Source organism: Kocuria sp. CNJ-770, from assembly GCF_001942375.1.
Classification (GTDB): Bacteria; Actinomycetota; Actinomycetes; order Actinomycetales; family Micrococcaceae; genus Kocuria; species Kocuria oceani.
On record NZ_MKJW01000153.1, the window covers coordinates 6,000 to 10,308 of the forward strand.

At 67.5% G+C, this 4,309-nt stretch carries 3 protein-coding genes; 2 read left to right on the forward strand and 1 reads right to left on the reverse strand.

The annotated features are described in order from the left end of the window. The first annotated feature begins 309 nt into the window (after positions 1-309). Entirely contained in the window at positions 310-405 is a 96-nt protein-coding gene (locus BJF77_RS22920; RefSeq protein ID WP_158041321.1) for a hypothetical protein, read from the forward strand. An 802-nt stretch (positions 406-1,207) separates the two neighbouring features. Further along, positions 1,208-2,194, forward strand: a complete 987-nt coding sequence (locus BJF77_RS17990) for a chitinase (RefSeq protein ID WP_053005131.1) — start codon at positions 1,208-1,210, stop codon at positions 2,192-2,194. Positions 2,195-2,239: 45 nt separating this feature from the next. On the opposite strand, the gene BJF77_RS17995 is transcribed toward BJF77_RS17990, so the two are convergent. Beyond that, positions 2,240-4,309: bifunctional polysaccharide deacetylase/glycosyltransferase family 2 protein (locus BJF77_RS17995; protein WP_075873029.1), on the reverse strand; the 2,070-nt coding region annotated here is incomplete at its 5' end.

A 4,309-nucleotide genomic window follows, 5' to 3' on the forward strand; every position in this document is an offset into this window, starting at 1 on the left:
GGGGCGGGTTTTCAACCTGGCGCCCCTCGGCCCCGTGAAGTCGAGCGCACAGCAGGGCGTCGATCACTGGGCGGCCGGAGGCAGGCTCGCCACCCAGACCACGCCCGCGGCGACCTGCACCACCCCCAGCGCCCGAATCAGGCCGGGACACTCGAGGAATGAGCGCATCGCTTGCCGCCACTGGCTGCGGCGGCGGGCACGGTCCGTCGTTGATCATCATCGTGGGCACCGTTTCTGCCACCTGCCGCTACGATGGCACCAGCCGACACTGCTGCGGCAAGTGGTTGCGCCGTTGCGAGTGAAGAAGGCATGGAGGGGTTAGGGGACCGTTCCAGCGCACCACACCACATGCCCACCGCCACCTCGGTGGAAGTCGCGGAGAAGATCCTGTGGCTGCGCCCGTAGTACCATTTCGACCCGGAAAAGATCGTGATGTATCTGCTGCGCTACCACGACGTGACCTTCAGCGCCTCCGGAGTCTGGTGGTTACTGCACAAGGCCGGCATCAGCCGTCTGCTGGCCTCTCGACGCTACAAGCGCACAGACACCACCCGGTGGAAGCGCTACGCGAAACGGCGCCCCGGCCAGCAACTGCGAATGGACGTGAAGTTCATCGAGCCGCTGATCGGGCCGGACAGGCCAAAAAGTAATACCCGTACATCGCCATCGACGACTGCACCCGCCTGCGGGCCTTACCTGCCTATCCGCGCAACGACCAGGAGACCGTCATCCAGTTCATCGACTACGTTCTGGCCCAGCCGTCCTTCGCCGTGGATCGTGTCCAGACCTCCAATGGTGAGAAGCTCGGCTCGGCGCTGCACTGGCACATCCTCGACGAGGCCACCGGCCATGGGTACACCAAACCCCGCGCACCCCTGCTCAACGGGAGGTTGGGACGTTCTTACCGAATCGACTCCGAGGGGTTCTATCAACTGCTCGTGGGCCGGGTCATTGACGACACACAACTGTTCACCGAGAAGCTCTCGGAGTGGGAGGGCTACTGCTATTACCACCGAGGGCCCCACGGAGCCTTCGGCGGACGGGCACCCTTCGAATGCCGCCGACAGAGGATCCAAGGCCCACGGTCACCAGCCTCCGTCAGTTGCACGCTGATCCGCTCCGCGACATGAACGATGACGGCGCAGCTTTTCGCCGCCCCGCGGGGGGCTGTTCGGGGCGGGGTCTGCGGCGCAGGCTGACTCTGGGGTTGCTCGGCGCCGCAGGCCTGGCCCTGACCGGCTGCGGTGCCCAGCACGATCCGTGGTTCGGTGGCTACGTCAACGCCACGTCCTACCCGTACTTCGACTTCGGGACGGAAGCCGCGGGGCAGTCCCATACGGTGCTGGGGTTCGTGGTGGCCGATCCCGAGGATCCTTGCTCCCCGTCCTGGGGCGGCTACTACGGGCTCGACGAGGCGCAGGAGACCCTGCGGATGGAGCAGCAGATCGCGGGGCTGCGGGAGGCCGGCGGCGACGTGGTGGTCTCCTTCGGCGGTGCGGCCGGCAACGAGCTGGCCACCGCCTGCACCGATCCGGACCGGCTGCTCACGGCGTACCGGGCGGTGCTCGAGCGCTACGACGCGAGCATCGTGGACTTCGACATCGAGATGGACGACCTCGAGGACCAGGAGGCCAATCAGCGGCGGGCCGAGGTCCTGGCGCGGCTGCAGGAGGAGCGGGACGAGCCCCTGGAGGTGTGGGTCACGCTGCCGGTGGCACCGCACGGTCTGGACGAGGACCCGGTGGAGGTCGTGGCGCAGCTGCTCGCGGCCGAGGTGAATCTCGCCGGGGTCAACCTGATGACCATGAACTACAGCGAGAGCAAGCCTGCGGGGCAGTCCATGGTGGCGGCCTCGCAGGAGGCGGCCCGATCCGCGCACGGCCAGCTCACCGCGCTGTGGGAGGCGGCGGGCCACAACCTCTCCGCGGAGCAGGTGTGGCACCGCATCGGCCTGACCCCGATGATCGGGGTCAACGACGCCCCCGGGGAGGTCGTCGATTTGGAGGCGGCGGCCGAACTCAACCGCTTCGCCCGGGACCAGGGCGTGGGGCGGATCTCCTACTGGTCTTTGAACCGAGACCGGTCCTGCGACCCCGAGGACGGCGACCCGGCCGAGGCCAACGACTTCTGCAGCGGACTCGAGCAGGAGACCGGGGAGTTCACCCGGGTCCTCGGCGAAGGCTTCGACGAATAGCCGGATCACCGGACAGCGAGTAGCGGCGACCCGCGCGTGGCGGGCTCAGATGCGCTGCGCGTCCGCGCTGCGGTTCGACACCGACTCGATGTCCAGCACGCTGTTGGTGCGTTCGGGCTTATACCAGCCGATCATCTTGCCCTTGAGCGCCTGGAGCAGGGAGGCGTAGAGGAGGTAGGCGCGCAGGGGCTCGTAGATGATCCGGTAGACGGGCACGACCAGCAGATGGGTCCAGGACTCGCCGACCATGCGGATGGCGATGACGCAGATGATGGCGTGGATGGCCAGCACGAATCCGGCGAAGGCGGCGATGGGCTGCCAGTTGCCGGCGGCGATGTTGATGCCGGCCATGAGCACGGTCAGGGGCAGGAAGACCAGCGGGATGAGGGTGGCGAGCATGGTGTAGGGCAGGGCGACCATGCCGAGGAAGCCGTAGCGGGGGTTGAACAGCATCCCGGCGTGCTTCCACAGGGCCTGGAGGTTGCCGTAGGTCCAGCGCAGCCGCTGCTTGGCCAGCCCGCGCACGGTCATCGGGGCTTCGGTCCAGGCCACGGCCTGATTCTCCTGGATCACGGCCCAGCCCAGCTTTTGCAGGGTCATGGTGAGGTCGGCGTCCTCGGCGAGAGTGTCGTGGGAGTAGCCGCCGGCGGCCTGCAGGGCGTCTTTGCGCCAGGCCGCGCAGGCGCCGGGGACGATGGAGATCGCCCCGGCCACGCCTTCGCCCATGCGGGTCACGCAGATCCCGGAGATGTACTCCAGGGACTGCCACATGGTGAGGATTCCGCGGCGGTTGCCGACCTTCACGTGCCCGGCCACGGCCCCGACCGGGTGCTTGGTGTCCTGGTCGTAGAAGTGGCGGGCGAACATCCGGACGGTCTGGGGTTCGAAGAGCGTGTCCCCGTCGAGGGTCACCACGATCTCTCCCCGGGCGGCCATGATGCCGTGGTTGGAGGCGATGGACTTGCCACCGTTGGGCTGGGTGAGCACCCGCAGCGCCGGCCATCGTGCGGCGTAGTCGCGCATGATCGCCAGGGTGTTGTCGGTGGAGCCGTCGTCGACAGCGATGACTTCGAGGTTCGGGTAGTCGCTTGCGGCCAGGGCGGCCAGGGTGCGCTCGACCACGGGTTCTTCGTTGAACACGGGCAGGATCACCGAAACCAGGGGCAGGTCGGCCTCGGGGATGTCCCGCCACACCCGGTGCTTCTGGCGGCGGTGGCCGATCAGCGCCAGCACCACGTAGAGGGCGGACATTAAGGTCAGAGACCCGATGCCGAACCAGAAGAGCCAGCCCATGACCACGTCCGGAGTGACCATGAGGGTGGTCAGGGCGAAGGCGGTGGCGTCGTCGGCCAGGGCAGGTTCGGTGCCGGCCACCGGCAGGTAGCCCTCGGGGACGATGGGGGCGAAAGTGGAGAAGGTGTAACCGGCGGCCTTGGCCTCGGTGATCAGCTCCTTGAGCGCGGCCACGGTGGCGGTGCGGTCCCCGCCGCCGTCGTGCATGAGCACGACGCGGCCCTCGCCGTCGAGCGCGGGCAGATCGATGTCCTGCCCGGGGCTGTAGGCCCAGTCCCGGGTGTCGAGGTTGAAGTCCACGTGCAGATAACCCATCTGCTGGGCCTCCAGCACGGGCAGGGCCTTGTTGTCCGGGTCACCGGTCGGAAGACGGAACAACGGAGTCGCGTAGCCACCGACGGAACGCATGGCCCGGTCGGTGCCGATGAGCTCCTCACGGTTGCGGAAACCGTCCTCCCACGAGGTGAAGTGGGTCATGGTGTGATTGCCCACCATGTGCCCCTCACGGATTACGCGCTCGAAGAGCTCGGGGTTCTTCACCACGTTGGTCCCGACGGTGAAGAACGTGGCCGGCACCCCCTCGGCGGAGAGCACGTCGAGGATCTCGGAGGTGAACTCGGCATCGGGGCCGTCGTCGAAAGTGATGATCAGCTGGCGGTCGGGAATCTCACCGAACCGCTCCATGGCGTACGGGCGGTCGCCGACGAGCTGGGCTTCCTCCTCACTGAGCGTGCGGAGGACCTCGTCGCTGAACGGATCCGCCAGCACGGTTTGCCCGTCGAGCTCCTCGATCAGGCCGATCCGCGAGAACGGATTCGACGC